The 23,363-nt window shown below is 69.4% G+C and carries 13 protein-coding genes; 9 read left to right on the top strand and 4 right to left on the bottom strand.

Annotated features, from left to right (window positions below; translation table 11 throughout):
• Positions 1 to 22: 22 nt before the first annotated feature.
• Both ACFXBC_RS08295 and ACFXBC_RS08290 read right to left on the bottom strand, forming a co-directional pair.
• Positions 23 to 3,289, bottom strand: coding sequence for a TIM-barrel domain-containing protein (locus ACFXBC_RS08295; RefSeq protein WP_385020093.1), 3,267 nt, complete (start codon positions 3,287 to 3,289; stop codon positions 23 to 25).
• A gap of 244 nt (positions 3,290 to 3,533) precedes the next feature.
• Positions 3,534 to 4,772 carry an ROK family protein gene (locus tag ACFXBC_RS08290; protein ID WP_385020089.1) on the bottom strand — a complete coding sequence of 413 codons (1,239 nt, stop codon included), beginning with the start codon at positions 4,770 to 4,772 and terminating at the stop codon, positions 3,534 to 3,536.
• 364 nt (positions 4,773 to 5,136) lie between these two features.
• On the opposite strand from ACFXBC_RS08290, the gene ACFXBC_RS08285 reads away from it, so the two are divergent.
• From ACFXBC_RS08285 to ACFXBC_RS08265, 5 genes are all read left to right on the top strand, one after another.
• On the top strand, positions 5,137 to 6,525 hold the full coding sequence (locus ACFXBC_RS08285; RefSeq protein ID WP_385020086.1) for an extracellular solute-binding protein: 1,389 nt from the start codon (positions 5,137 to 5,139) through the stop codon (positions 6,523 to 6,525).
• The gene (locus ACFXBC_RS08280) at positions 6,522 to 7,445 is read left to right on the top strand and encodes a carbohydrate ABC transporter permease (RefSeq protein ID WP_385020083.1); all 924 of its coding nucleotides are present in this window, start codon (positions 6,522 to 6,524) and stop codon (positions 7,443 to 7,445) included. The genes ACFXBC_RS08285 and ACFXBC_RS08280 overlap by 4 nt, the downstream gene beginning before the upstream one ends.
• Positions 7,445 to 8,353 (top strand): carbohydrate ABC transporter permease, encoded by a 909-nt coding sequence (locus tag ACFXBC_RS08275; RefSeq protein ID WP_385020080.1) that lies wholly within the window; start codon positions 7,445 to 7,447, stop codon positions 8,351 to 8,353. The genes ACFXBC_RS08280 and ACFXBC_RS08275 overlap by 1 nt, the downstream gene beginning before the upstream one ends.
• Positions 8,354 to 8,440: 87 nt before the next feature.
• Positions 8,441 to 11,503: an alpha-mannosidase gene (locus ACFXBC_RS08270; protein ID WP_385020077.1), complete on the top strand. Its 3,063-nt coding sequence runs from the start codon at positions 8,441 to 8,443 to the stop codon at positions 11,501 to 11,503.
• 276 nt (positions 11,504 to 11,779) lie between these two features.
• Positions 11,780 to 13,831, top strand: a complete 2,052-nt coding sequence (locus ACFXBC_RS08265; protein ID WP_385020074.1) for a GxGYxYP domain-containing protein — start codon at positions 11,780 to 11,782, stop codon at positions 13,829 to 13,831.
• 167 nt (positions 13,832 to 13,998) lie between these two features.
• Here ACFXBC_RS08265 and ACFXBC_RS08260 read toward each other — a convergent pair whose 3' ends face one another.
• Positions 13,999 to 15,105: a trypsin-like serine peptidase gene (locus ACFXBC_RS08260; protein ID WP_385020071.1), complete on the bottom strand. Its 1,107-nt coding sequence runs from the start codon at positions 15,103 to 15,105 to the stop codon at positions 13,999 to 14,001.
• Between the two features lie 723 nt (positions 15,106 to 15,828).
• Between ACFXBC_RS08260 and ACFXBC_RS08255 the strand changes: the two genes are divergently transcribed.
• Entirely contained in the window at positions 15,829 to 17,079 is a 1,251-nt protein-coding gene (locus ACFXBC_RS08255) for an oxidoreductase (protein WP_385020068.1), read from the top strand.
• A gap of 17 nt (positions 17,080 to 17,096) precedes the next feature.
• On the opposite strand, the gene ACFXBC_RS08250 is transcribed toward ACFXBC_RS08255, so the two are convergent.
• Positions 17,097 to 19,103: a glycosyltransferase family 2 protein gene (locus ACFXBC_RS08250; protein ID WP_385020065.1), complete on the bottom strand. Its 2,007-nt coding sequence runs from the start codon at positions 19,101 to 19,103 to the stop codon at positions 17,097 to 17,099.
• Positions 19,104 to 19,927: 824 nt separating this feature from the next.
• Here ACFXBC_RS08250 and ACFXBC_RS08245 point away from each other — a divergent pair.
• The 3 genes from ACFXBC_RS08245 (at position 19,928) to ACFXBC_RS08235 (ending at position 23,197) form a co-directional block, all read left to right on the top strand.
• Positions 19,928 to 20,281, top strand: a complete 354-nt coding sequence (locus tag ACFXBC_RS08245; protein WP_385020062.1) for a hypothetical protein — start codon at positions 19,928 to 19,930, stop codon at positions 20,279 to 20,281.
• Between the two features lie 287 nt (positions 20,282 to 20,568).
• Complete coding sequence (locus ACFXBC_RS08240) at positions 20,569 to 21,273, top strand: ABC transporter ATP-binding protein (RefSeq protein ID WP_385020059.1); 705 nt, start codon at positions 20,569 to 20,571, stop codon at positions 21,271 to 21,273.
• 16 nt (positions 21,274 to 21,289) lie between these two features.
• Entirely contained in the window at positions 21,290 to 23,197 is a 1,908-nt protein-coding gene (locus tag ACFXBC_RS08235) for an FtsX-like permease family protein (protein WP_385020056.1), read from the top strand.
• Positions 23,198 to 23,363 lie beyond the last annotated feature (166 nt).

Here is a 23,363-nt window from a genome sequence, read left to right as displayed (position 1 = left end):
CACGGCGAGGCCCTTCCCCGGTTCAGCCGCGCGTCCCCCTCCCGCAGCCGGTCGTCACGGTGACGGCCCGTCGCACCGGTGTGCGGGGAACCCGCACGGTCACCGTGCGGGACGCGGCGTGGTACGTCCAGGTGTCCGCCCCGGCCCGCCGCCCGTCCACGCAGACCGTTCCGGGCCGCCCGGCGTTCGTGAGATCGACGGTCCAAGCGCGCCGCGTGACCTGCCCGGTGAAGCGGCCGCTCACCGGGCCGATCCGCAGCGTCGACGTGTTCGGCGTCTCCGTGTACCGGACCGGAGTCGTCGCCGTGCCGCCACCGTTCGCCGGGGTGCCGTCGTCCTCGTGCAGGGCGAAGGTGCCGGACGCCCCCCGGGCGACGGTGAGCGCGACCTCGGTCCGGGGGTCCTTGCTGTCGTTCGCCACAGCACTGCCGCGGGTGGGCACGATGCCGCCGGACTTCACGAACACCGGCATGGTGTCCAGCCCGGTGGTCACATCGTGTGTCGCCCCGCCCTGGTACGTCCTGCCGGTGAAGTAGTCGGTCCAGGTGCCGGGCGGGAACCACACGGCGGTCGTCGCCTTCGCGCCCGGCCGGGTCACCGGGGCCACCAGCACGTCCGAACCGTAGAGGTATTCGCTGCCGGCCGTGGCGTACGCCTCCTGTTCCTGCGGGTACTCCAGATAGGCCGGGCGCAGCATCGGGGTGCCGGTGCGGTGTGCCTCGTCGGCCAGCGTGTACGTGTACGGGACGAGCGCCTCGCGCAGCTTCAGGAACTTCTTCGCGGACGCCTCCGCCGCCTTGCCGTACTGCCACGGCAGCCGGTCGCTGTGGTTGCTGTGCAGCCGGTCGACGGGCTGGAACGCACCGAACTGCACCCAGCGCGCGTACAGGTCGTCGGGCAGCTTGTGCGTGTGCGTCACCTGGCCGTCCTGCTGGTAGGTGTCCGAACCCTGGAGCCCTGTCGTGTCGTTGTGGCCCCCGATGTCATGGCTGATGGCGGAGAGACCGGTGGCCACGCTCTCGCCCGGTGTGTACCCGACCTCCTGGCGCAGGGTGCCCCAGCTGGACGCGGTGTCGCCGGTGAAGTGGAGGGTGGTGCGCTTGTCGGCCCAGGGCCCGGTCGGTACGGCGGACGGGGAGCTGTAGCCGCCCGCCTGGAGGGAGCCGTAGGCGCGGGAGAAGGCGAAGCCGGGTCCCGAGGCCCCGCCCCGCGCGGCGTACTGCGCGCTGAGCCAGGCGTCGGGGGTGACACCGGCGAGTGTGGAGCGGGAGTCGTCGCAGCACCAGTCGATCCACCACACCTCGCCGCCCTGCCGCTCCATGGTGTCGTGGAGCTGCATATAGGCCCTGAGCTGGTCGGGATCGCCGAAGTCGAAGGTGTAGCAGTCACCGCCCGGGGCGCAGTCGCCCTTCTGGAGCTTCCCCTTGGCCGTCCGCTGCGCCTGGGCGAACTGCGGGTCCGAACCCAGGATGCTGGGGTGGATGTTGAGGGAGTTGTGCACTCCCTGCGCGGCCACCCCGGCGAGGAACTTCGCGGGGTCGGGGAACTTCGCCGTGTCGAACTCCCAGCCGTTCCAGGCGTCGGGCGACTTGTAGTCGGTGTCGATGACGAGGCTGTCCAGCGGCATTCCCTCGGAACGCATCCGCTCCAGCAGGGCCCGGTAGTCGTCGGCCGAGCGGTCCAGGTACTCCGAGAACCACACGCCGTAGGCCCAGCGCGGGAGTTGTACGTCCGGGCCGGTCAGTGCGGACAGATCGGCGAGCGCCCGCCGGTAGTCATGGCCGTAGCCGAAGACGTAGCCGTCCTGGTAGGCGTGGCCGTCGTGCCCGGGGCGCGGCGTGATCTTCCCGCTCGTCCGGTCGTAGAGCGCCGAAGCGGTGTCGTTCAGCAGGGACCAGCCGTCCTGATAGAGCAGTCCCGGTGTGGTGCGCGGGTTGCCGTCGGCGCCGTTGACGCCGTCCAGTCCGCGGCGGTAGCCGCCGAGCGGGGCGTGCGGCGCGAGCAGGGGCGCACCGTGCGCGGTGACGGCGACGGTGTCGAGATCGGCTCTGCATCCGGTCCGGTCGGGACAGCCCAGCGTGATGTCGTTCGCCCCGGCCGTCAGCTCTACGGGCACCGCGACGGTCCGCCAGGAGTCCCAGTCGCCGGTCGGCGCGAGGGTCGCTGTGGTGTGCGCGGATCCCGCGGTGACCGAGAGGTGCCGGGCGACCGGTTCCTCCTCCGGGTCGGCGGGCGAGGTGCTGTTGGTGTACCGCAGCTGGAGGTCGTACGTGCCCGCCGCGGGCACCCCGACCGTGTGCAGCGTGTCATGGGCGGCGGCGCTGTCCATGGTGGTGGCGAAGCCGCGCCCCGAGTAGCCGTTGTGGCCGGATCCGACGGAGGCTGGGCCGTCCAGGGTGCCCGTCTCCGCCTCGCACACCGCGGCGAAGGCGCAGTCCCGGACCGCCCTGGTGGGGGCGGGATAGGGCGAGCCCGGCTGGTGCACGGCGAGACTGTCGAGGTTGACGTTGCCGGAGTCGTCCGGGGTGTGGGTGAGGGTGAGGGTGTGCTCACCGGCCGTCAGTTCCAGGGACGTTGTGGCGACGGACCAGGTGTCCCAGTCCGCGGTGGCGGGCAGCTCGAGCGCCGTGCCGTCCTTGCCGTCCACGGCGAGACCAAGGCTCCGGGTGGTGTGCTTGCCGTCCCCGGCCGTCCCGTTGGCGTACCGCGTGCTGACGTCGTACGTCCCGGCCGCGGGCACATCCACGGCGAAGGAGAGCGATGTCCCGGTGCCGATGAACCCGGCGGCGAAGCCACGGCCCGTGTAGCCCCCGTGATCGGTGGCGGTGTCGACACCGCTCAGGTCGAGGTCCTCGGCCTCGCACCCCTCGCCGACCACACACCGGGCCGGGGCGGGCCAGGGGTGGGCACTGACGTCCTGTCCGCCCGCGCGCTCGGCCACGGTGAGGTTGTCACCGCTGAACTCACCTGATCCTACGCGGTACTTGAGGGAGAGGGCGCTGGTGCGGATGGTCAGCCAGCCGTGCTCGGTGCTGCTCCTGAAGGGCGTCCGGGCGAACGAGTCCCGGCCGACCGCGTTGAAGGTCGCCGCGTCGACGAAGTGCGCGTCACCGGCGTACTCGGTACGGATCAGTGTGGGTGAGAGCACCTCGAACCGGGCGTCGCCCGAGACGACGGCTCTCGCTCCGGCGTCCGCTCGCGGCGCGGTGGACTCCGTCGCACCCACGGACTCCGTCGCACCCACGGTCCCCAGGAACGAGCTCAGCAGCCCGAGGGCCGCCACACCCACAAGTCGTCTCCGCCACGGCCCGGTTGGGCGGGCCTCTGGTCGGCTGCGGTCGGCCATTGCCATCGACTCCCTCGCCTGTACAACGTTGGAAGAAGCGCCGAGGCATGACACCACGCGGAGGTGACGGGTGTCCAGGGTCATGACAACGATGCCAGGAACGACGCGTACCGATACCGGGCGCGCCGCTGTCAGGCGTACCGCCGGCGCGCTCCCCCGCGCTCCCTGCACACCCCCGCGCACCCCCTCACCCCGACATCTCCGTCAGCATCCGCCACCCCGGTGCGTAGCGCCCGTGCAGGACCAGTGAAGCGGCGCCCACCGCCCCGGCCGTCTCGCCGATCAGGCTGGGCTCCACCAGCACCCTCCCCATGACCCGGGTCACCGATGTGGTGTTGACCGCGGCGTCGATCTCCTCACCCAGCACGCCCTCGACACCGACGAGTGCCTCTCCGCCCAGCACGACCCGGCTCACGTCGAGCAGCGCGACCGCTCCGCGCACCGCCTGCCCCATCCGGCGGCCCGCCAGACGCACCACCGCGCAGGCCGCCGGGTCCCCGGCGCGCACCGCACGCCGCAGCAGCTTCCAGTCGGCGCGCGCCGCACCGGGCTCGCCGCTGAGTCCGATACGGCGGGCGGCGGCCGGCCCGTGCCGGATGAACAGTTCGTCGACCAGGGCGGCAGGGTTGCAGTTCGGGCCGAGGCAGCCGTTGCTCCCGCAGTCGCAGAGGCGGTCCCCCGCTTCGATCTGGGCATGGCCGATCTCGCCCGCGTTGCCCGTATCGCCGTGCAGGACCTGGTTGTTGAGCATGATGCCGGCGCCGATGCCCGCACCCATGTACAGGAAGAGGAAGCCGTCCGACCGCTCCCTGCCGCCGATCCAGCGCTCGCCGATCGCCGCGGCCGTCGCGTCGTTGTCCATCGCGACCGCCATACCGGTGGCCTTCGCGAACATGTCGACGAGTGGCACCCGCCGCCAGCCGTCGAAGTTCGGCGGCTCCACCACCGTGCCGGCCACGCCGTCGACGGGTCCGGGCGCGGCGATCCCGAGACCGAGCAGCCGGCCGCGGTCGATGGCGGCGCGTAAGGGGAGCCGCAGCGCGGCGCGCGCCACCTTCCGGACCACCTCTTCGGGGTCGCTCGGCCGCGGCAGCGGGAGACGGCGGCTGAGCAGCACCGATCCGGCGAGGTCGACGAGGGCGATCACGGCGGCGTCGGGGTCGAGGTGCACCCCGAGTGCGTAGGCGCCGTCGGCGCGCGGCATCAGCAGCGTACGGCGCTTGCCGCCGCGGGAGGGGGCCTGCCCCGACTCGGCGATCAGGCCCTCGTCGAGCAGCCGCCGCACGACGTTGGACACCGTCTGGTTGGTGAGCCCGGTGAGCGGTCCCAGCTCGACGCGGCTGATGGGGCCCTTGGTGCGGATGGCGTCCAGGACGACGGCCTGGTTGTAACCACCCACCCGGGGCAGGTTGGTTCCGCTTCGCATGATGGGGCGCTCCTCCGTGCAGGTCCGTGTGGGCAGGCCCGTGTGGGGCAGGTCCGTGTGGGCAGGTCCGTGTGGGGCAGCGGACACGAGCAGCGGACACGAACTCGTCATCCCGCCGGCGGAATTCGGGCACCGTGATTATGCAGCAGGCGTTGACTTGGTCCATCCATTGGATTTAGGTAATGCGCCAGACGATCCCGCACGCGCCAGCGCCTGCCGCACGATCGGCGTCATCCGCACGCCCGCACAGCTCCCGAGCCGCACCGCCTCCTTGTACGTCCCGCACCTCCCGCAGTGACGACCCGTACCACCCGCAGTCGTACGCCCCAGCCAGGCATACGAGCCGCACCCCCGGAGGAACACCATGCGCAAGAAGCTTCTCGCTGCCCTCGCGATCACCGTGGCGACAACGTTGTCCGCCGCGGGCTGCGGCGGATCCGGTTCCGCCGGCGGCGGCAATTCGATCAAGGTCGTCTACTGGCAGCACCTGGACCAGAACGACAAGAAGCAGCAGAGGTTCCTCACCTCGATGAAGCAGTCCTTCGAGAAGGCCCACCCGGGCAAGAAGATCGAGATCGTTCCGGTCACGGCGTCCGAGAACGACTACTACACGAAGATCCAGCTGATGATGCGTTCGCCCGCGACCGCGCCCGACCTGGTCTACGAGGACACCGCGCTGATCAACTCCGACATTGCGAGCGGCTACCTCAAACCGATCGACGCGTATGTGAACAAGTGGGCGGAGTGGGACAAGTTCGCCAAGGCCGCCAAGGGCGCCGTCTCCTCGCCGACCGACGGCAAGACGTACGCCGTCCCGGACGACACCGACACCCGGGGCATCTGGTACAACAAGGACCTGCTCAGGAAGGCCGGGATCGCGACGCCCTGGCAGCCCAGGACCTGGCAGGACATCATCGACACCGCCCGGACCATCAAGAAGAAGCTCCCGGGCGTGGCCCCGATGAACCTCTACACCGGCCAGGCCGGCGGCGAGCAGTCCACCATGCAGGGCTTCGAGATGCTGCTGTACGGGACGGGGGCGGACGCCGGGGCCGCCGACGACTCGCTGTACAACGCCAAGACCAAGAAATGGATCACCGGTTCGCGGGGCTTCAAGGACGCGCTGGACTTCGTGCACACCGTCTACAGCGAGGACCTGGGCCTGCCCAAGTCCACCGCGCTCGGCGCCAACGCGGGGGCCGAGGCCGACACGAAGCTGATCCCCGAGGGCAAGCTCGCCATCAATATCGAGGGCTCATGGCTGGCGAACAACTGGCTGAAGACCGGCCCGCGTCCCTGGCCCGAGTGGACCAGCACCATGGCATCCGCCGCCATGCCGACCCAGCACGGTCAGGCGCCCGGCCGGGTCAGCATGTCCGGCGGCTGGGCCTGGTCCATCCCGGCCAAGGCCAAGAACCCCGCTCTGGCCTGGGAGTTCACCAAGGCGATCAAGAACAGGGACAACTCGACGCAGTGGAACATCATCGAGTCGACGACCGCCGTGCGCACCGATGTGGCCGCCGACCCGAAGTACCTCGGCGCCACCCCGACCAACAAGTTCTTCACCGGCCTGGTCAAGTACACCCACTTCCGCCCGGCGCTGCCGAAGTACCCGCAGGTCTCCAACGCCATCACCAAGGCCATGGAGTCCGTGACCACCGGCCAGAGCTCGGTGGACGACGCCGCCAAGACCTACGACCAGGATCTGGCCACGGCGGTCGGCTCCGGCAACACCGCCAAGGGCGCCCGATGAAATCCGCCGCCGCATCCGCCGATACCGCTCCCCCGGGGCGCGCGCCCGGCGGCCGCACCGCGGGCCAGTCGCTGCTGCGCGGCCTTCCGCTGCTGCCGTCCCTCGTCCTGCTGGGCGTCTTCCTGGCCGGGCCGATCCTCTACTGCGTCTACGACGCCTTCACCGACACCCAGCTGACCGGCGCCGCCGAGACGCACTTCGTGGGCCTCGACAACTTCACCCGGGCCATCGGCGACCCGGACTTCCTCAACGCCCTCTGGCTGACCCTGGTGTTCGTCGTGGCCTCCGCCGTCATCGGGCAGAACACACTGGGACTGAGCCTCGCGGTCCTCGCCGAGAAGGCCACCCGTCCGGTGCGCGCGCTCACCAACGGTGTGGTGATCGCCGCCTGGGTGCTGCCCGAGGTCGTCGCCGGGTATCTGATGTACGCCTTCTTCTACCAGCAGGGCGCGCTCAACGACGTACTCGGCATGCTCGGCCTGCCGAAGCAGAACTGGCTGTACACCCTGCCGATCCTCGCGGTGTGCCTGGCCAACGTATGGCGCGGCACCGCGTTCTCGATGATGGTCTACTCCGCCGCGCTCAACGACGTACCGCGCGAACTGGTGGAGGCCGCCGAGATGGACGGCGCCGGTGTGTGGCACCGGCTGTGGCATGTCACGCTGCCGGTCATCCGGCGCTCCATCATGACCAATCTGATGCTGATCACGCTCCAGACGCTCTCCGTCTTCGGACTGATCTACGCCATGACGCGCGGCGGCCCCGGCAACAAGAGCCAGACCCTGCCGGTCTTCATGTACCAACAGGCGTTCCAGAACAGCCTGATCGGCTACGGCACGGCGATCGCGCTCGTCCTGCTGGTCGTGGGCGCCCTGTTCTCCGTCGTGTACCTCAAGCTGCTCAAGGTGGAGGAGAGCTGATGGCCACCACCGATCTGCGGACGGCGGCCGGGGCGGGCCGCCGGGACCCGGACACCCGTTCCGCACCTGTCGCGGGGACCGCGCCCCGCCGGATCCGGCCCGCGCGGGTCGCGGTCAACCTCGTCCTGCTGGTGATCAGCCTGCTGTTCGTACTGCCGCTGGTCTGGATGGTGTTCGCGTCCGTCAGCTCCACGGCCAGCTTCGAACTGAGCCTGCCCGCACCGCCGACGTGGGACAACTTCCACGCGATCCTCAACACCGACACCACCTTCCGGCCGCTGCTCAACGGCCTGCTGCTGTGCGGCGGGGCGACCCTGCTCTGTGTGGCCGTCTCGATCCTGGCTGCGTATCCGCTGTCGCGCTACCGCTCCCGGCTGCGCCGCCCGTTCCTGTACACCGTCCTGTTCACCACCGGGCTGCCCATCACCGCCGTGATGATCCCCGTCTACAGCATGTTCGTACAGGTCGAGCTGATCGACTCGATGGCCGCCACCATGCTGTTCCTGACGGCGTCCGCGCTGCCGATCGGGATCTGGCTGATGAAGAACTTCATGGACGGTGTGCCCATCGTCCTGGAGGAGGCGGCCCGGATCGACGGCGCGAGCGCCATGCAGTCGCTGGCCCGGGTGGTGCTGCCGCTGATGTGGCCGGGGGTCACCGTCGTCACCGTGTTCACCTTCATCAGCATGTGGGGCAACTTCTTCGTCCCGTTCGTACTGCTGCTGTCGCCGGAGAAGCTGCCGGCCTCGGTGAGCGTGTTCACCTTCCTCAGCGCCCACGACCAGACGCAGTACGGGCAGCTGGCCGCTTTCTCCGTCGTCTACACCCTTCCCGTGGTGATGCTGTATCTCCTGCTGACCCGCAGGCTGGGCGGCGGGTTCGCGCTCGGCGGCGCCCTGAAGGGCTGACCCGCCGTCCCTTCAGCCGCCGCTCTTCGCCCCCCGCCGTTCCCGACCTGTTCCGATACGTCCTTCACGTCCTTGGAAAGGTGATCCGTGCATTCCGACCGCGACACCGTCGAGCGCCGGCTGCGGCGCGTACTCGACGAACGTATCCGGCCCGCTGTCCACGCCGTGTCCGTCCCTCTCCAGGCGGGCGTCTGGCAAGTGCCGGGCGAGCCCGTTCCGGTGTCCGACGGGCTGGCCGCAAGCTACCGGCCCACCGAGGTGGGCGCACACTGGGGCCCCGCCTGGACCACCAGCTGGTTCAGGCTCAGCGGGCGCGTCCCCGAGGAGTGGGCGGGGCGCCGGGTGGAGGCCGTCGTCGACCTGGGCTTCGGCACCACCGAACCGGGCTTCTCGGCCGAGGGCCTGGTGTACCGGGCCGACGGCACCCCCGTGAAGGCGCTCAACCCGCGCAACGTATGGCTGCCGGTCTCCGAACAGGCCCGGGGAGGCGCGGAGTTCACCTGTTATGTCGAGGCCGCGGCGAACCCCCTCGTCATGCACTCCGGCCCCGAGGACCGCAGTTTCGCGATCACCCCGCTCGGCGGCCGGGCGCCGTGGCTGGAGGAGCCGGGCGCCCCCGGAGGCGAACCCCTGTACCAGCTGCGCCGCCTCGACCTGGCCCTCTTCGACGCGGACGTCTACGAGCTCGTCCACGATCTTGAGGTGCTCGACCAGCTCATGCACGAGCTGCCCGAGCAGTCGCCGCGCCGCTGGCAGATCCTGCGGACGCTGTCGGACGCCCTCGACGCCGTGGACCTGCAGGACATCAGCGGCACCGCGGTCGCGGCCCGCGCAATCCTCGTGCCCGCCCTGGCCCCGCCCGCCACCGCGGGTGAGCACCGCATCTCCGCGGTCGGCCACGCCCATATCGACACCGCCTGGCTGTGGCCGCTGCGCGAGACGGTGCGCAAGGTGGCCCGTACGGTCTCCAACGTCACCCAGCTCATGGACGAGCACCCGGAGTTCCGCTTCGTGATGTCCCAGGCCCAGCAGCTGGCCTGGCTCAAGGAGCACCGCCCCGAGGTGTACGAGCGCGCCCAGGAGAAGGCGAAGACCGGGCAGTTCGTGCCGACCGGCAGCCTCTGGGTGGAGCCGGACACCAACATCACCGGCGGGGAGGCGCTGGCCCGGCAGTTCATCCACGGCAAGCGGTTCTATCTGGAGGAGTTCGGCGTCGAGACCGAGGACATGTGGCTGCCGGACACGTTCGGCTACAACGCGGCGATGCCGCAGCTGATGAAACTGGCGGGCGTGCGCTGGTTCCTGACGCAGAAGATCTCGTGGAACACGACGAACAAGTTCCCCCATCACACGTTCTGGTGGGAGGGCATCGACGGCACCCGGATCTTCAGCCACTTCCCGCCGGTCGACACGTACAACAGCGATCTGTCCGGCGCCGAGGTCGCACACAGCGTCCGCAACTTCCAGGACAAGGGCGCGGCGAACCGCTCACTGGCCCCGTTCGGTTACGGCGACGGCGGCGGCGGCCCCACCCGCGAGATGCTGGCACGCGCTGCGCGCCTCGCCGATCTGGAGGGCTCGGCACGGGTCGAGATCGAGAAGCCGGGGGACTTCTTCGCCAAGGCGCTGGAGGAGTACCCGGACGCCCCGGTGTGGGTGGGCGAGCTGTACCTGGAGTTCCACCGGGGCACGCTCACCAGCCAGATCGCGACCAAGCAGGGCAACCGGCGCAGCGAACACCTGCTGCGTGAGGCGGAGTTGTGGGCAACGACGGCCGCACTGCGGACCGACGCGGCCTACCCCTATGAGCAGTTGGACCGGCTGTGGAAGACGGTCCTGCTGCACCAGTTCCACGACATCCTGCCCGGCACGTCGATCGCCTGGGTGCACCGGGAGGCGGAGGAGACCTACCGCCGGATCGGCACCAAGCTGACCGGTCTGATCGCCGCCGCGCAGACGGCGCTGGCCGGACCCGCAGGCGACGAAGGCTCCGAAGTCGTCTTCAACGCCGCGCCGCACGCCCGGGGAGGCGCACCCGCCCTGGGCGCCACCGTACGCACGGGGCCAGGGCCGGCCACGGTCGCTCCGGTGGCACGGGACGGCGGGTACGTCCTCGACAACGGGCTCGTCCGTGTCGTCATCGACGGGCGGGGCCTGGTCACTTCTGCATACGACGTGGAAGCGGACCGCGAGGCGCTGCCGCCGGGCACGGCCGCCAATCTGCTCCAGCTCCACCAGGACTTCCCCAATCAGTGGGACGCCTGGGACGTCGATGCCTTCTACCGCAACACCGTCACGGACCTGACGGACGCGGAGTCGGTGACCGTGGTGGGCGGCGCGGTGAGGGTGTCGCGCGCCTTCGGATCCTCCCGCGTCGAGCAGACACTCTCCCTCGCGCCGGGCACACGCCGCCTGGACATCGACACGGTCCTGGACTGGCACGAGACCGAGAAGCTGCTCAAGGCGGCGTTCCCGCTGGACGTGCGGGCGGGGCACTCGACGGCGCAGATCCCCTTCGGGCACGTGGAACGGCCCACCCACACCAACACCAGCTGGGACGCGGCGAAGTTCGAGATGTGCGCACACCGCTTCCTGCACGTCGGGGAGGGCGGCTGGGGCGCGGCGCTGGTCAACGACTCGACGTACGGCCATGACGTGACCCGTGATGTGCGCGAGGACGGCGGCACCACTACCACGGTCCGTCTCTCCCTGGCCCGCGCGCCCCGCTTCCCCGATCCGGACACCGACCGGGGCACCCACCGGCTGCGCTACGCCCTGGTGATCGGCGCGGGCGTCGATGACGCGATCCGCGAGGGGTACCACCTCAATCTGCCGGAGCGCATGGTGCCTGGCTCGGCCGAGGTGGCGCCTGTGGTGTCCGTCGACTCCCCTGCCGTGGTGGTCGAGACGGTCAAGCTCGCCGACGACCGCTCGGGCGATGTGGTGGTCCGCCTCTACGAGGCCCACGGGGCCCGCGCCACCGCGCTGCTCACACCCGGCTTCCGCATCACGTCGGTCACCGCGACCGACCTGCTGGAACGTCCACGCGCGGCCGACGGGCCGAGCTGCGAGGTGACCGGCGACGGGGTGCGGCTGCGGCTGCGTCCGTTCCAGATCCTGACGGTGCGGCTGGTTCCCGGCCGGGGCTGAGACGGGGAGACGGTGCGGGAGGGGGCTCGTCCCGGGCCCCCTCCCCGCCCTGCCCGGCGGCGCACCCGAGCCCGGCCTGCGGGTGTGCGTACGGGTCCGGCCGGCATGGTCCACTGCGGCGACGGTCACACCCGCCGACAGCCGACTGCGGCGTGCGGACTGCCTGTCAACTACCAACTACCGACAAGCGACTACCGACTACCGACTACCGACTACCAAAAACGATTTCAGACCTGTCCGGCTCATGAGACGCCCAACAAGGAGCTGTGAACGTCGATGGTGACACGAAGAAACCTCCTGCAGACTGGTGGCGCGGCCCTGGCCGCCGGGGCCCTCGGGATCTCCCTGCCGGGCCGGGCCACGGCATCGGCCCCGGCATCCCCGTCCACGTCGGCACTGGCACCGGCCACCGAGCGCGCCACGGCGGCCCGTCTGCTGCCGTCCTTCGGCCGTCCGGTCCGACTCGACGTCGCCGACGTCGGCGCACTGGACGGTCATGACCAGCTCCTGCTGACCACCCTCCAGGGGGCGGTGAACCGCGCCGGACCGCGGCTGTACTTCAACTTCGACGACGGCGCGGCGGACCGCCGATGGCTGTCGAGCACCGGCGCATCCGTCAGTCATCACGACAACGCCCTTGATCTGGTGGGCCGTTACCGCGACCGGGTACACGGGGCGATCCTGATCGACCCCGATGTGCCGGACACCGTCAACGTCGCCACTACGCTCGCGGGCCTCAGGAACGGGGTGGCCGCAACCGCCGAGCAGGCACGCACCCACGGTCTGAGGACCCTGCTGGACCTGCGTGGCCGCTTCGCCCCCGATGACATCGAGGGCGTCTACCGCTGGCAGCTCGACAGGCTGTTCCCGCACTGCAGCCACGGTCTCCTGGCCGGCCTGCCGCCGACCAGGACAGTGAACGTGAGCGGCGTGGACTGGCGGGAGGTGACACGGGAGCCCCGACGGATCGTGGACACCTCCAACCGCGCGGTGCGCACCCTCGACCTGAGTGCCGAACTGAGCGGTGACAACGATGTCTATGTGCGCTTCCAGGACTCCTTCGGCGACGACGGCTGGGGCGCGTCCGTCGGATCCGTCAAGGTCATGGCGGACGGCAAGGAGATCGCCTCCTTCACTCCCGGCACGGATGCCGAGAAGCCGTATCTGTTCGACGGCCTCAACTCCTCCCTCGGCGACAAGTCGAACCGCTTCGCCGACGGCGGCGGCTACTTCGTCTACCGCTTCAAGGCCCCTGCGGGCAGCCGAACGCTCTCGGCCGACGTCGATCTGTGGAACCAGTACCTGGTGACCGCCACCGCCACCGCCCCCACCCGCGTCGAACCCTTCCCGTACTTCCGGGACTATGTTGTGGCGAGCCGGGCCATGGTGCTGTGGCTGCCGCCGTCCGGCGACACCGGCAAGCTGCTCGACGAGACACTCGGGCGCTTCGGGCCCACGACCCCGTACACCGGCTGGTTCCCCAACGACGTGTCCGGCGAGTGGGGCGGCGTGGACCGCGCCTCGCAGCACGGCGTGGAGGTCGTCGCCGCAGACTTCTACATGAACGGCACCGTGCACGCCGGTGTCCCCGCGAGGATCTCCGACCGGGTTCCGAAGCGGCCCAGGAGCAGGCTGCGCAACCGTGTCTATGTCACGTTCACGGTCGGCGAGGGCGACAACATCCAGTACTGCCAGCGCCGTATGCGTGACATCTGGGACGACCCCGCGCGCGGGTCCGTACCCGTCAACTGGACCGTGAGTCCGCTGCTCGCCGACATCGGACCGGCCCAACTCGCCTACTACCAGCGCACGGCCACCTCCAACGACCTGCTCATCTGCGGGCCCTCGGGCGCGGGATACACCTACCCGGAGTCGTGGCCGCAGGACGCGCTGGACGCGTACACCGAACTGACCGGGCGTTACATGCGCCGCACGGGCCTCGATCTCGCCTACGCCTACAACCCGCGCAACGCCGACAACGACGGCTGGCTCCCCTTCGGCGAGCGGGTCATGGCGTCCTACCGGAGGAACACCCCACTGCGCGGTGTCATCCAGTCCTGGGAGACCGGCGACCTGCAGGCCCGGCCGGCCGGCATCCCAGTCGTCGGCAACTTCTACCCCCAGGGCAAGGGCGCGGACTTCCGCGATGCGCTGCTCCAGCACATCGACGGCCGGAACACGGACCGCCCCCTGTTCATCGCCGCCGCGATCAACGCCTGGAGCTGGACCCCGAGCGACATCGCCGACCTGGCGAAGCTGCTGGAGGCCCCGTTCGAGATCGTGCGCGGTGATGCGTTCTTCGACCTGCTCAACCGCGGTTACGCGTAGGGGTCACGCCAGCCACGGGCGCCTGCCGCAGCACACGTGCTGCGGCTTCCGCCTCTCCGCACGGCCCTTTCCCGCACGGCCCGGATCAACCGATGCCCGTCCCCCGCCGGGACCGCCCAGGGTGCGGATCCCGGCGGGGAAGCCGGACCGTGCTTCAGCGGAGGGCCCTAACGGGACTGCGCCCAGTCGTAGAGGCGGTGGGCGCTGTCACCGAAGCGCGTGGCGTAGAGCGTGGGGGCCGGTCCGCCCGCGAGTTCCTCGCTGGTGGTGGTGATGCCCACGACGGTGCCGGTGCCGGTACGGGTGTCGAAGTGGGCCAGGTGGGGTCCACCGCTCGATCCGGCCGACATGTCGCAGGTCTCGCCCCACAGCAGGGGAACCTTGGGGCCGGGGTGGCTCGGGCCCGCGCAGTGGATCATGCGGGATCCGAGGTACTTGTCCTTGGGGTCGTTGAGTCCGTTGCTCGGGTATCCGAAGGCGTGGATGAACTCGTCCCCGGCGGGCCGGCCGAAGCCGATGCGCTGGCTTCCGGTGACGCCCGCGATCGGCTGTCCCCCGGCAGCCGGGTTCGCCACGAGGAGTCCCGCGTCGTAACCGGCGGCAGCGATGTCCGACGACTGCGTGGTGTCCGGGTCGCCGTTCCAGCGGGAAGAGGTGGCCATGGTCCTGATGCTGAAGCCGCCGAGCGGTTTCGTTCCGTTGCGGTAGCCGGGCACGAAGTAGAAGTTGTGGTTCCAGGTGTCGTCGGCTGAGGGCGAGCCGACGCCTCTCAGGCAGTGTGCTGCCGTGACAACGGTGCTGCGGTTGGCGCTCGTGACGACCGTCGCAGTGCAACTGCCGTCGTAACCGTCGGAGAAGGTGAAGAACAGACGGCCGACGTTCTTCTCCACAGCCCCGGCGTGCGTCCACACGGACCCGGAGTCCGGTGTGTTCGCGGGAAGCGGCCGCGGGTCGTCCGGCGTGTTGTCGTCCTTGGGTACGGGGGTGATCTCGGGGATCACCGCGCTCGCCAGCTTCAGACGCTCAGGGCTCCAGTAGGCGCCTATCCGGTTGCGCTCCTGTGTGGTCGTGGCACCGGCGTGGGTGCTGGTGGTGTCCGGTCCTGCCGCACCACCGCCGCTGGACGAGGGGTTGTGCGGTGCGGCGTTGGCGGCCGCGGCCGGCGTGACCAGTGCGACGACGGCCGCCGACACGGTGACGGTGGCCCCGATCGCGCGGCGGAGGGTCCTGCGGGTGCTGACCTGCTGACCGTGTGGGCGATGAGATGTACGCATGCGCCGGACAGTAGCCACGCGATGTCAGGAACCGGTCAGAGAAGTGTGCAGGCGGGATGGCATGACGGTTGGACAGGTCCTGCCGGTCGGCGGGATGGTGCAACAGGTCTGGGAAGATCACCTTCCGTGCATACAACCGACCGGAAGCACGAGGCGGATTCAGTCTGCCCTGGCCCGTCGCGCCACGTGGTCCTCACTCGTGTTGCGCATGGCCCACGCAGCCCGGGGCTTCTCAACGCCCTTAGCCCTCAACCGACTTGAGCCCTCTGCCTTGGGCCCTCCACCAAGACCCCTCTGCCTTGAACCCCCTCTCCTGCCCCACCTGCCTTGAGCCAACGTTGCCGAGCTTGTACGGGAGCACCGGCACTGCGATGATCACCGATCATGCGACTGGAAGAACTGGACACGATCGAACGCCAGTTGTGGCACTCCTACGCTCAGGGCCACCCTGCAGATCTCCGTCCCGACTCCCCTCAGTCCCCCCGGCCCTCCATCCGTGCCGCGTTCCTGACAGCTTTGCTCCTCGGGGCCGGCCCCGAGTCCGGACCGGGCGAGCGCCCGGCGCTGCGGCTGAGCGGCGCATCCGTCACCGGCACACTGGACCTCCGCTTCGCGGATGTCCCCGCACCAGTCGTTTTTGCGGACTGCCACTTCGCCGAAGCTCCCCTCATACAGGGAGCCGAGTTCCGGGAACTCACCCTCACAGGCTGTGCGTTGCCCGGAATGATCGCCGACACAGCCCGGGTCCACGGCCGGCTCGTGCTGTCCCGCTGCCGGCTGTCCGGCCCTCTCGTTCTCACCCGGGCCGAGATCCACAGCGACCTCGACCTGACGCATACGGTGATCACCGCTCCGGGCAGCGAGGCGGTATCCGCCGTACGTCTGACCACGGGTGGGGATCTGCTGGGCACTCACCTGACCGTGCACGGAGCCGTACGGCTGTCAGGTGCCTCCATATCCGGTGAGTTCGACCTACAGGGCGCGCAGTTGAGCAATCCCGGCCACACCGCCCTCGACGCCTACCACGTCCGGATCTCCGAGGACTTCACCTTCCACCCCGGCTTCAGCGCAGAGGGGCGCATCATCATCTCGGGCGCCAACGTGGCCGCGGCCATCGGATTCTGCGGAGCCCGCCTGCACAACCCCGGTGACATCGCCCTCGAAGCCGTCGACGTCACCGTCCACCGTAACTTCGACCTCGGTGCGGGCCTCCGAGTGAACGGCGGCATCAAGCTCGACGGCAGTCAGGTCGGCTCCCTCCTCAGCTTCCACGACGCCGCCGTGACCCATCCCCGCGGCACCGCTGTGTCGCTGCGCCTGGTACAGGCACGCGAGACCGATCTTCGCACCCGGACACCGGTCGACGGCCTGGTCGACGCGGGCAACGCCCGGCTCGGTGTTCTGTACGACGCGCCCACCACCTGGCCCGCCCGGCTGCGGCTGACGGACACGGCATACGACGCTCTCGCCGCTCCCCTCGCCGCGACCGAACGTCTCGCCTGGATCCAGCGCGACGCCGGGGGCTACCTCCCGCAGCCCTACGAGCAGCTCGCAGCCGCCTACCGGAGCCTGGGACACGAAGACGAAGCCCGTACCGTCCTGCTCGCCAAACAGCGCCACCGCCGCTCCGTCCTCCCCCGGCACGCACGCGCGTGGGGATACGTCCAGGACGCCACTGTCGGCTACGGATACCGGCCCGCTCGTGCCGCCCTGTGGATCATCACTCTCCTCGCCGTGGGCGCGTGCTTCTTCGCGGCACATCGGCCCGTCCCACTCGAAGCGGCCAAAGCTCCGCCGTTCAGCCCGGTGTTCTACGCGCTCGACCTCCTGCTCCCCATCATCGGCTTCGGGCAGAAGGCCGCTTTCGCACCCCACGGTGGCGGGCAGTGGCTCGCCTACGCCCTGACCACCGCCGGGTGGATCCTGGCCACCACCGTGACCGCCGGAGTGTCCAGGGCCCTCAGCCGCCAGTGACATCACGCCCGGCCTCTTCAGGGCTTGATGCGGCGCCCGACTGCCTTGACAAGGTCGGTTTTCGCGACGCGCAGGGCGAACTGTTCTTCGCTGCCCGATTCCGGTTTGGCGTACCAGGGCAGCCCGCGGTGGCGCCACTTGGCCGGGGCGAGGTTCTTCGGGGGCACCCGCAGCGGGGCTGTCCACTCGCCCCGGTCCCCGAGGCGGAGTTCGCCTCTCCACACCCCGGCAGCCAGCTCTCGTACATTCACACGAGCGGTGAAGCCGTTGGTGTCCGGGGTGCGCACGGCGGGGAAGACGGCCGTCGCGCCGTTGTCACTGGTGAGGGCCACGGTCAACGGCACTGCCGGGTACTCCGCGAGTGTGCTGGTCCCGCTGAGGACCAGCTCCGTCGGGTCGTCCGCCGACCAGCCCGTCGTGGCGATGCCCAGGCGCGTGGCGATGCGGTGCTTCCGCTCGCCGAGGTCGACGGTGAAGTTGCCGTACGGATGGGTGGTGTAGAGCGTGACGGCACGCGGACCGTCACCCGCGCCGTGCACGAGGTGCGTGGCGGGCCGGCCCGAGACGTCGTCGGTGCGCTTGCTGCCGATGCGGACCGAGCGCGTGATGCCCTGGACGCCGAGCGTGAGGGAGATGTCCCACAGCCCGTCGGCGAGCGGCAGGCCGTCAGCGGCGTCGGCGAGGTCGATCCGCGCCTCGAACCCGGCCTTCTCGTACGTGTACCAGCCCTTGTCCTCGTCGGCGCCGAGTTCCGGCGTCGCGGTGCGCCCGACGGGGAGCCGGTACTCCGTCCCGCTGTCCCGCTCGCGCAGCAGCAGCTCGGTGGTGACGTTCGGCGTCTCGACGCGGTGCAGGTAGCCGTGCCCGGCCAAATGCAGCGTGGTACCGCGGATTTCGGCCCGGGTGACAAGGTGGCGCACGGCCAGCCGGTCCGTGACGTCGTAGCAGGAGTCGGGGACGGGAGAGGCGGGGGTGCGGAAGAAGGGGTAGAGGGCGTAGGCGTGGCCGTCCTCAAGGTGGAGCGGCGTGGACACCTGCTTGCCGGCCAGTTCCTTTTCGAACCGGAACAGCTCGATCACCTCGTCGAGCATCCGGTGCCGGATGAGGTACAGCCGCAGTCGTGCCATCGCGGAGAGCTGGTCGTTCATCCCCTCGTGCCACAACGGCTCGATGACATCCGCGAGTTGGGCGAGAGTCTTCTCCTGCTCGTCGCGCGGTTCGCGCATCAGGTGGCTGAGGAGGTTCTGCACCTCGATGGTCAGATGCCGGTGCGCCAGGTGGTCCCGGCCGGGGCCGGCGGGCACATGTTCGTGCAGCAGCTGCGTCATGTGCGGGAAGAACCGCAGCCGGGGCTCCGAACCCCTGGTGCGCACCGTGATGTTGCCGCCGTCGTCGCGCAGGGTGTAGTAGAGGCAGTCGTAGTCGGTGAGGACGGAGACCCCCGACGCGTAGATGTAGGCCAGGGCCGTGAACGGCTGGTCCTCACCGATGGTCAGACCGGTCGGGAACCGCAAATGGTGCCGTTCCACCAGCTCGCGGCGGAACAGCTTCAGCGGGTTGAGAGTCCAGTACACGCGAGAGTTGAAGACATCGGTCTTCGGCTGGGTGGTCTTGAACATCGACTTCGGCAACTGCCGCCCACCGACGGCCACCAGCTTGCCCAGTACGACATCGGTGCCGTTCTCGTCGGCCATGGCCGACATACGCTCCAGCGCTTCCGTCCCCAGGTAGTCGTCGGCGTCGAGGAAGAACACGAACTTCCCCCGGGCCTGATCGAGCCCGACGTTGCGCGGCGCCGACGGCCCGCCCGAGTTCTCCTGGTGGAAGACCTTCAGGAGCCCCGGATACACACCGGCGAGGCGTTCCAGCTCCTCACCCGTGCCGTCGGTCGATCCGTCGTTGACGACGATGAGCTCTAACTCGTCCTGACCAATGCTCTGTTCGGCCACGGATGTGATCGCGCGCGTCACATAAGGCATCGCGTTGTATGCGGCGACGATCACCGAAACGGTAGGAATTGCCATCTTCATGCTCTCCAAAACGCGGGGTGTGCCCCGCTTTTGTTGACTCTTGTGTCCAGGGCGCCGGGGCGCGGGCTCCCTCGCGGTCGCCGACCGCGACCTGCGCAAGAGGAGCTGAGTGACGAACGGGATGCGCGCAGCGCGGATGTCAGAGCGACGGCCAAAGCGAGGCCATCAGAGGCACCGAGCTGAAGAAGGGTGAGGGCCGCCGCATCCTTCTCCGGGTGCGACCGGACAGCGCATCAGATCACCGCCACGGCGGTCGCAGTCGCAGCCCCAACCGCAGACGGACCCTCGGACCGAGGGAGGTACCTACTGCTTCCAGCTATCGCCAAGACCGCTCACCTGGCATGGGAAGCGCCTCGCGACGTCGCAGGGGAGCAGGATACCGGCGGCGCTCCAGCAGTCGCAGCCAAAGAGGAGGAGGCCCCGAAACCGAAGAACTTGTGCGCGCGAGAAAACACGAACGCAACCCTTTCAGAAATGGCGCCTGCGGGCACCCACATGTCTCCACACATGTAATGAACACGTGAAGATCAATCAGGAAGCTACCGCCGGTTCAACGGTTCGTCAACGTGAGCAAGACCACAGAAACTGCCACGCAAACCACCCTGCGCGTCACGAACTTGCCACGCGAGAGGTCTTTTGACGCGGGCCGACAGCCCCACAACCCCTCGGCTGAAAAATGTGAAGCACAAGTAAAGGTGCGGTGCTACGGTCAGAGTGCCGATACCCGAAAGAACGGCCGGAACGGCCTGAAGAACCACTTGCCGACAGAGGTCAGAGCGTCCCCGATGAGGAGGTCACCGCCCCTCATCGGTCGAGCCATGGCCGTACTCGACGCCACCGCCGCAGAGGCGAGACGGCGCACCAAGCCGTGCGGCCAGAAGATCCGCTCGGGTGTCTCGCCGCTCATCGGCCCGCGCCCGGTGAGCGAGTTGCCCGCGCCTCTGGGTCCGGTACTGCGCGAGGCGAACAGCGGGACCTGCGTCACGGTCTGCGGGCCGGCAACTGGACATCATCCTGACCAACTGGGCGCCGCGGGGCCTGCCGCCGGGATCGTCGAGGTCACTCAGGGCTCCAACTCCTATGCCGGAGTACCGGGGTTCAACGCGAAATACGGTTTCGACACATCAAGCGGCTGGGGTGCGGACGTGTTCCCCGGTTCGTCCGCACCCTGACCCTCGCCGTGACATGACGTGAACCAGCCGCCGGACGGCATCTCTCATCCTCTCGGCATGACCGGGCGGACGCGGCTGTGTTAGGACGAGCGGTGTCGCGTACCCGGTGGCCACCGGCCTCCGGACAGCAAACGCTGGACCGAAAGCTGCATCGAAAGAGAGAGCACGTGAACGAGCACGCGGGAGCTGGAGCCGGTCCTCATTTAGATAAATCCGCGCACAACCGGCCATGGGGCGGTGGCGAGGCGCCCCCTGTAGGGCGTCCCTGGGCCGTACGCCTCAGCGCGGTGCGCAAGGTGCACGGCAGTGGGCGTTCCGCCGTGATGGCGCTCGACGGGATCACCACGGAGTTGCCGTACGGAACGTTCACCGCTGTGATGGGCCCCTCCGGTTCGGGCAAGAGCACATTCCTGCACTGCGCGTCCGGTCTGGAGCGCCCGGACCAGGGCACCGTCGAAATCGGCGGCCGTGAGCTGGGCCCCTTGGGCGAGCGCCAGCTGACGGTGCTGAGGCGGGAGCGGGTCGGCTTCGTATTCCAAGGATTCAACCTTCTCCCCGCGCTGACGGCCGAGCAGAACATCACCCTTCCCGTGCGGTTGGCGGGCCGCCGCACTCAGCTCGACCGCCCCTGGTTGGAGCGACTGCTCGAATACACCGGGCTCACCGATCGCCGCGGGCACCGGCCGGGAGAACTCTCCGGCGGTCAACAGCAGCGGGTGGCGATTGCCCGAGCACTCATCACCCGCCCTGAGGTGGTCTTCGCCGACGAGCCCACCGGAGCCCTGGACACCACATCGGCCCGCAAGGTCCTCGAACTGCTGCGAAGTCTCGTGGACGACATCGGACAGACGGTCCTGATGGTCACTCACGACCCGGTGGCAGCGTCATACGCGGACGCCGTCCTGGTCCTGGCCGACGGACGCATCACCGAGGTGCTGCAGGGCGCTTCGGCCGGCGCCATCGCCGAGCGCATGACGCGACTGGGGGCATGAGGGAATGCTCCTTCTCTTGGCATGGTGGACCATCCGCACCCGGAAGGTCTCCTTCGCCGGTTCCTTCATGGCCATGCTCTGCGCCCAGGTGCTGATCACGGCCTGCGGAGTACTGCTGGACGCCGGGGGCAGGGCAACTCCCGCTCAGGGCGGGGCGGATGTGGTGTCCTTCGTCGTGCCCTTCGGCTTTATCTGTTTGTTCGTCATGGCCTTCGCGGTGGGGGGCGCGTTCTCCCTCTCCGTCCAGCAGCGGATACGGGAGGTAGCCCTGCTGCGAGCAGTCGCCGCCACACCCGGCCAGGTCCGCAGACTCATCGCGTACGAGGCGCTGGTCGTCACCCTCGCCGCCGCCGTCCCCGGCTGCGGGCTCGGTGTGCTGCTCGCCGGTGGCCTGCGCGCCTGGCTGGTGGCCCAGAACATGATCCCGGCATCCTTCCCACTCGACTTCGGCCCACTGAGCATCCTCACCGCCGTGCTGATCTGCTGGGCAACCGCTGAAGCCGCAGTGTGGAGCAGTGGCAGAAGGGCCTCCCGGGTGCGCGCCGTACAGGCGCTGGGGGAGGCTTCCCTGCCGCGCCGCCGGGCGGGTGTGGTGCGTACCGGCTGTGGTCTCGCGGTCCTGGCCGGAGGTGTCTGGGGACTCGCGGTGATCGGGAGTTCCGGGGGTTCCGATGCGGCGAACAGTGCGGTGGCGATGGTCATGGTGCTGATGGTTGCCGTGGGGCTGCTAGCCCCCTGGACCGGGAAGCTGGCGGGCGCCGGACTCGGCCTCCTGTGCCAGGCCCTGTTCCCGGTCGTCGGCCTGCTGGTGAAGACCAACCTCACCACGGGCTACCGTCGGCTGGGCGCCGCGGCCACTCCGCTCGCCCTGACCGTCGCCTTCGCCGCCGTAGCTCTGCTCGTACCGCAGATGAAGTGGCACGAGCAGCAGCAACAGGACGGACAGCGCATGATGGCCGAGCAGATCGTCCAGAGCACCGGCAACGGGCTGCCGCCCAGCGCCACGGAAACTCTACTCAGGAGTAAGGGGGTTGGCGTTGCGCTCGGCACCATGGGCACCTATGTGACAGTCGCCGACGACGACGCGTCGCATCCGGGCCCCGGCGGCATCGCACAGGCCGTCACCGGAGGCCCGCTGAACGACGTCCTCGATTTGGGTGTCGTACAGGGCACCATCAACCAACTGGGCCCGCGAGATGTCGCGCTGAGCAAGGACCTGGCACAGCGGGCCCACGTGCGGGCCGGTGACGAAGTACGGCTCGCCATGGAGGACGACCAGATGGAGAAGGTCAGGGTCGTGGCCGTCTACAGCCGCTCCCGTGGCTTCGGCGAAGCCGTGATCCCCCAGCGACTGACCGCGGGACATCTGGGCGGCGGTCAGCTGGTCCAGGATGCGGTGTACTTACGTGCCAAGCCCGGCCAGGTGCGGCAACTCGCCCAAAGTCTGGCAGAGTTGCACCACGACAAGCCGTCCTGGCACGTACTCGACCGCGCCGCCTACCGGGCCGAGGCGCTACGCCAACAGGATGCCTCCATGACCGCCACCTATCTGCTCCTGGTGGTGGTGACCGTCTTCACTTCGATCTCGGTCGTGAACACCCTGGTGATGACGACGATGGAACGCTCGGGCGAGTTCGCCCTCCTCCGCCTCGTCGGTGCCACCCGCAAACAGGTCGCCCGCATGATGCGTCTCGAGAACGCAGTGGTCGTCCTGGCCGCGCTTCTGGTCGGAGCGCTGGTCGCGGGAGCTGTTCTCTCCGTGTTCAGCCACGCGCTGACCGGATCGGCCCGACCGCAGGTCACAGGCTTCACGCTCGCGCTCATCCTGGGCGGCGCCGGCGTCCTCGCGCTGGCTACCGGTGTCTCCACCACCCGGATCGCCCTCCGCCAGCGCCCCACCACCGCGCTGCGCGGGGCCGAATAGGGAGCCCGGCGGCACAGACCAAGAGAAAGCACACCCGTCGGCCCAAGCGGATTCCATTGCTCGGGCCGACGGATTTCCAGGGCAATGAGCACACGTCAATGTTTTTGCCCCGGGGGGCCCCCCCCCCGGGGGGAAACCACTTGGGCAACGCGCCGGAAACCCGCGG

The organism is Streptomyces sp. NPDC059398 (genome assembly GCF_042751845.1).
In the GTDB taxonomy this organism is placed as follows: domain Bacteria; phylum Actinomycetota; class Actinomycetes; order Streptomycetales; family Streptomycetaceae; genus Streptomyces.
Note: the sequence above shows the minus strand (reverse complement) of the source record. Positions and strands in the feature narration are given on the sequence as shown.